Source organism: Immundisolibacter sp. (assembly GCF_028696615.1).
In the GTDB taxonomy this organism is placed as follows: Bacteria; Pseudomonadota; Gammaproteobacteria; order Immundisolibacterales; family Immundisolibacteraceae; genus Immundisolibacter.
In genome coordinates this window covers 1-5,170 of the sequence record NZ_JAQVGQ010000194.1, presented here as the reverse complement: position 1 = coordinate 5,170, position 5,170 = coordinate 1, and the positions used below count along the sequence as shown (strand labels likewise).

Below are 5,170 nucleotides of genomic sequence, written 5' to 3'. Positions count from 1 at the left end.
AGCGTCACGCTCCACCAGCCGGACGGGTAGGTGCACTGCGGGAAATCCACCGTGGCGACGTCGGCGAAGCCGGCGGCTTTGAGATCCCGCTGCATGGCGCGGATGAGCTCGGCATGGAACAGCGGCGACTCGCTTTGCGCCGCCAGCACGCCGCCCTCGGCCAGCGCGCGCTGGCAGTTGCGGTAGAACTCGACGCTGAAAAGGCCCTGCGCCGGGCCGACCGGGTCGGTGGAGTCGATCAGGATCACGTCGTAACTGCCGGGCTCGGCGTCCGCCACCCAGGCGATGCCGTCCTGGAAGTACAGGCGCGCGCGCGGGTCGAAGCTCGCCGCGTGCAGGGTGGGGAAGTGGATGGCGGCCGCGTCGGTGACGGCCTGGTCGAGCTCCACCATGTCCACCTGCTGCACGCTGTCGTGCTTGAGCACCTCGCGCAGCGTGCCGCAGTCACCGCCGCCGATGATCAGCACGCGCTTCGGGTTGGCATGCGTGAACAGCGCCGGGTGCACCAGCATCTCGTGGTACACGAACTCGTCGCGCTCGGTGACCATGACCAGGCCGTCGAGCGTCATCAGCTTGCCAAAACGCGTGGTCTCGAACACTTCCACGCGCTGGTAGGGTGACTGGAAATCGTGGACCTTGTCCTTGATCTCCAGCGAGATGGCGCTGCCCTCGCCGGCCCACTGTTCGGTGTACCAGGTCTCGTCCAGCATGGCTCAGCTCCCGTGGTGCCACAGCACGACGGCCGCGAACACGCAGCCGATCTTCTCGACCTGCATGTCGATGGCCAGCGACTTGATCTCGCGCACGTCCCAGCCGCGCATCTTCATGCCTTCCTCGGCCATGCGCCGCACCACCCGCTCGGCGTCCTCGCGGTGGCCGTGGGCGTGGTACTCCATGATCAGGCCGGGCTTGGTCGGGTCGTGCGTCCAGGCGGCCGCCACGGCGGCGCAGATCATCGAGCCCGGGATGTCCGATTCCATCGCCGCGTAGGCGATCGGCACCAGCGCGCCCGGCGGCAGTTGCATCTCGGCCACGGCGACCTCACGCGTGGCCGGCGGCACGATGGACGACATCTTGACCAGGTTGGTGTTGCCGACGCCGGCATCCAGCAGCGCGCCGTCGAAGGCGTTCAGCGGCGTGAAGCCCTCGCTGCGGCCGGACACGAAGGCATGCAGGGTGGGGGTCTGGGTGATCATGGCGACGGGGTTCTCCGGGTAGATCGAAACGAGCAATCCTGCAGTGACGACATGGCAGCCGTGCGTCAGGGGTTACGCAGTTCCAGCAGCAAGGTGTTGATGCGGGCACTGCGCAGCTGGCGCTGCGCGGCGTCGGCCTCGGCGCGGCTGGCGAACGGGCCGACGCGGATGCGGTGCCAGGTCTCGCCGTTGACGGTGACCGCCTGCACCTGCGCTGCCATGCCCTGCAGGGCGAGGCTGGCGCGCAGGCGCTCGGCGTCGGCGGCGCTGCGCGAGGAGCCGGCCTGCAGGATGTAGCGCCCGCCGCCGGTGGGCGGCGGCGTTGGTGTCAGCGGTTCGGCCGGCGGCAGCGCGGCCGCCGGGGCGCCCGTGGCACCGGGCGCCGGGCTGCCCGACGGCGCCGCTGGTGGTTCGCGCAGCGCTGGCGGCACGCTGGCCTGGCGCGCCTCGCCGGATGGCTGGTCCGGCACCGGCACTTCGAGTTCCGGCAGGATGGTGTAGAACTCGAACTTCGGCTTGGGGCCGGCGATGGTTTTGGCGCCGTCGGCGGTGTTTTTGGTGGCGGCCGGCGGCGCCGGCTGGTCCGCCGGCCGCGGGCTCAGCACGGCAAAGTACAGCGCCGCCGCCGCGATGCCGCCGCTGGCGATGCCGGTGAAAAATCCCCGCGCCCAGGCGGCGCCGTTGCCGGTGCGCTGGGCGCCGCGCCGCTTGCCGGCCACTACATCTGCTCCGGTGCCGACACGCCGAGCAGCGCCAGGCCGTTTCTGAGCACCTGACGCACCGCCAGCACCAGCGTCAGACGCGCGTTGCGCAGCGCGGCGTCGTCCACCAGGAACGGGTGGTGGTTGTAGTAGGCGTGGAACAAGCCGGCCAGCTCGCGCAGGTAATAGGCGATCTGGTGCGGCTCGTAGGCCAGCGCGGCCGATTCGATCAGCTCGGGGTAGCGGGCCAGCGCGGCGGCGAGATCGAGTTCCGGGTGCTCGACCAGCACGCCCAGGCCGTCCGCATCCGGCTGCTCGTACTTGAGGCCGCGCTCGGCGAGCTGGCGCAGCACCGAGCCGATGCGCGCGTGCGCGTACTGCACGTAGTAGACCGGGTTGTCGTTGCTGTGCGAGCGGGCCAGCTCGAGGTCGAAGTCGAGGTGCTGGTCGCACTTGCGCAGCACGTAGAAAAACCGCGCCGCGTCGCTGCCGACCTCGTCGCGCAGCGCGCGCAGCGTCACGAACTCGCCACTGCGGGTGGACATGGACACTTTCTCGAGCCCGCGGTACAGCACCGCGAACTGCACCAGCAGCACGGTGAGCGCGTCGTCGCTGCCGTGCAGCGCGCGCAGCGCGGCGCGGATGCGGTCGATGTAGCCGTGGTGGTCGGCGCCCCAGATGTCGATCAGGCGGTCGTAGCCACGCGCGAGCTTGTCGAGGTGGTAGGCGACGTCGCTGGCGAAGTAGGTCGGCTCGCCGTTGTCGCGGATCACCACCCGGTCCTGGCGGTCGCCGAAGGCGGTGGCCCTAAACCACCAGGCGCCGTCCTTCAGGTACAGCTGATCGGCCGCGCGCAGCGCCTGGATGGCGCGGTCGAGCGCGCCGCTGTCCACCAGCGAGCTTTCACGGTACCAACGGTCGAAGCTGACGCCAAACGCGGTCAGGTCGTCGTCGATGTCGGCCAGGATGGTGTCGCAGCCATGCCGGTGCAGGCGCCCGTAGTCGACCGGGCCCAGCAGTTCCTTGGCGCGGGCGATCAGCGCGTCGAGGTAGCGATCGGCATCGCCGCCGGCGGGTGCGTCCGCCGGCAGGCCGTCGAGCACGGCGCTGGCCGGGCGGCGGAAGGTGTCGGCCACCGCCTGCTCGAAGTCGGTGGCGATGGCGCTGACGTAGTCGCCGCGGTAGCCGCCGGACGGGAAGTCGATCTCCTCGCCCTGGAACTGCAGGTAGCGCAGCCACACGCTGACGGCCAGGATGTCCATCTGCCGGCCGGCGTCGTTGACGTAGTACTCGCGCTCCACCGTAAAGCCGGCCGCCGCCAGCAGGTTGGCGAGGCTGGAGCCGTACGCCGCGCCGCGGCCGTGGCCCACGTGCAGCGGCCCGGTCGGGTTGGCCGACACGAACTCGAGATGCACGCGCTGCCCGGCGCCGATGCGGCTTTGGCCGTAGGCGTCGCCCGCGGCGAGCACCTCCAGCAACACACCAAGCTGCGCGTCCGGCTGCAGGAAGAAATTGATGAAGCCGGGGCCGGCGATCTCCACCCGCTCGATGGCGGGGTGTTCCGGCAGCGCGGCGACGATGCGCTCGGCCAGCGCCCGCGGCGCGCTGCGCGCGGCCTTGGCCAGCGTCAGCGCCACGTTGCTGGCGAAATCGCCATGGCCCTTGTCGCGCGTGTGCTCGATGCGAACGTCGTCGGTGGTCGGGGCGGCAGCAATCACGCCCTCCTGCTGCAGGCGGGTCAGGGCGTCGGCAACGAGGGACTGGAGCAGTGAACGCAAAGCGGATTCCTGCGCAATGAGAAGGCGGATCGGCCGGCAATTCTAGCAGGCCGTTGCCAGCGAACCGGCGCCGCCTCGGTGGCGCCGCCGGGCGGCGCGCACAGGCAAAATCAACGTGTTTCAGGTTCGACGCGGTGCGGCGCGGGTGTGGCCCGCGCCGCATCGGCAGATAGCCGGTCAGCCCATCAGGCCTTCGGCCTTCATCGTCTCGATCACCGCCGGGCGGCTCATCACGCGGCCGGCGTAGGCGCCGATGTTCGGCCACGCCGACAGGTCGAGCTTGGCGTACTGGCACCAGCCGAGCACGGTGGCGAGGTAGCAGTCGGCCACCGTGAAGGTGTCGCCGAGCAGATACTGCTTGCCGGCCAGCTGCTGGTCGAGGTAGCCAAGGCGCTTGCCGATCGTCTCGACGGCCGCTTTTTTGGCGTCGTCGGTGGCCGCCGGGTTGAACAGCGGACCGAAGTTCTTGTGCAGCTCGGTGGCGATGAAGTTCAGCATCTCCATCAGGCGGTAGCGCTCGAGCGTGCCGGCGGCCGGGGCCAGTCCGCTGCCCGGCTTCTGGTCGGCGATGTACTGCAGCACCACGCCGACCTCGGTCAATACCTGGCCGTTGTCGAGCTGCAGCGCCGGCACGTAGCCTTTGGGGTTGATGGCGGTGAAGTCCGCGCCCGATTCGGTCTTTTTGGTCATCAGGTCGACCTTTTCGAGGTCGAATTTCAAGCCGGCCTCGCGCAGGGCGATGTGCGGGGCCATGGAACAGGCACCGGGGGTGTAATACAGCTTCATGGAACGCTCCTTGCTCTTGAATGTGCCGTTGAAAGGATGGACGGCGCCGGCGGCGATGTGCGCCATTGCCGCACCACGACGGCCGTGTGGCCGGGCGCGGTGGGTCGAGCGCGGCGAGGACATGGCCACGCCCGCCGCGCGCAAGCGTAACCGATGCGGCCGGCGGCGGTGTGACTGCCGGATGCGCCTGGCCGGGCCTGCGCGATGGCGTCCGAACGCGTCCTGATCGCCGGCTGCGGCGACCTCGGCCAGCGTGTCGGGCGTCTGCTGCTGGCGCAGGGGCATGTCGTGTTCGGCCTGCGCCGCGGTGCGCTGTCGGCGCCAGGCATCGCGCCGCTGGCCTGCGATCTGGCCGCCGGCGTGCCGCGGCTGCCGCCGGTAGAGCAAGTGGTGTTCTGCGCCGCGCCGGATGACGGCGGCGCGGCCGCCTATCGCGCCGTGTACGAAACCGCGTTCGCCAACCTGCTGCGGGCGCTCGCGGCGCAGGCGATGCCGCCGCGGCGCGTGCTGCTGGTGACCAGCACGCGCTGTTATGCGCAAGCCGACGGCGGCTGGGTGGACGAGGACTCGCCGGTGACCGCGCGCGATGCCCAAACCGCGAGCCTGCTGCGCGCCGAGGCCCTGCTGCAGGACAGTGGCCTGCCGGGCGTGGTGTTGCGCCCGGCGGGCTTGTACGGCGCCGCCGACGGGCCGATGCTGCGCAGCCTGC

5 protein-coding genes and 1 pseudogene are annotated in these 5,170 nt (G+C 70.5%); 1 reads left to right on the top strand and 5 read right to left on the bottom strand.

The window, feature by feature from the left end:
* The 5 genes from speE to gstA form a co-directional block, all read right to left on the bottom strand.
* On the bottom strand, window positions 1-710 hold a 710-nt coding region (speE, locus tag PHC73_RS11375), incomplete at its 3' end, for a polyamine aminopropyltransferase (protein ID WP_300128199.1).
* A gap of 3 nt (window positions 711-713) precedes the next feature.
* The gene (locus tag PHC73_RS11370; RefSeq protein ID WP_300128197.1) at window positions 714-1,196 is read right to left on the bottom strand and encodes an arginine decarboxylase, pyruvoyl-dependent; all 483 of its coding nucleotides are present in this window, start codon (window positions 1,194-1,196) and stop codon (window positions 714-716) included.
* A 65-nt stretch (window positions 1,197-1,261) separates the two neighbouring features.
* Complete coding sequence (locus tag PHC73_RS11365; protein WP_300128194.1) at window positions 1,262-1,915, bottom strand: SPOR domain-containing protein; 654 nt, start codon at window positions 1,913-1,915, stop codon at window positions 1,262-1,264.
* Window positions 1,915-3,675: an arginine--tRNA ligase gene (argS, locus tag PHC73_RS11360; RefSeq protein WP_300128191.1), complete on the bottom strand. Its 1,761-nt coding sequence runs from the start codon at window positions 3,673-3,675 to the stop codon at window positions 1,915-1,917. Before argS ends, PHC73_RS11365 begins: the two co-directional genes overlap by 1 nt.
* A gap of 177 nt (window positions 3,676-3,852) precedes the next feature.
* Window positions 3,853-4,461: a glutathione transferase GstA gene (gene gstA, locus PHC73_RS11355; RefSeq protein WP_300128187.1), complete on the bottom strand. Its 609-nt coding sequence runs from the start codon at window positions 4,459-4,461 to the stop codon at window positions 3,853-3,855.
* A 204-nt stretch (window positions 4,462-4,665) separates the two neighbouring features.
* Between gstA and PHC73_RS11350 the strand changes: the two are divergent.
* Window positions 4,666-5,170 (top strand): annotated as a pseudogene (locus tag PHC73_RS11350) (SDR family NAD(P)-dependent oxidoreductase); the annotation flags it as partial.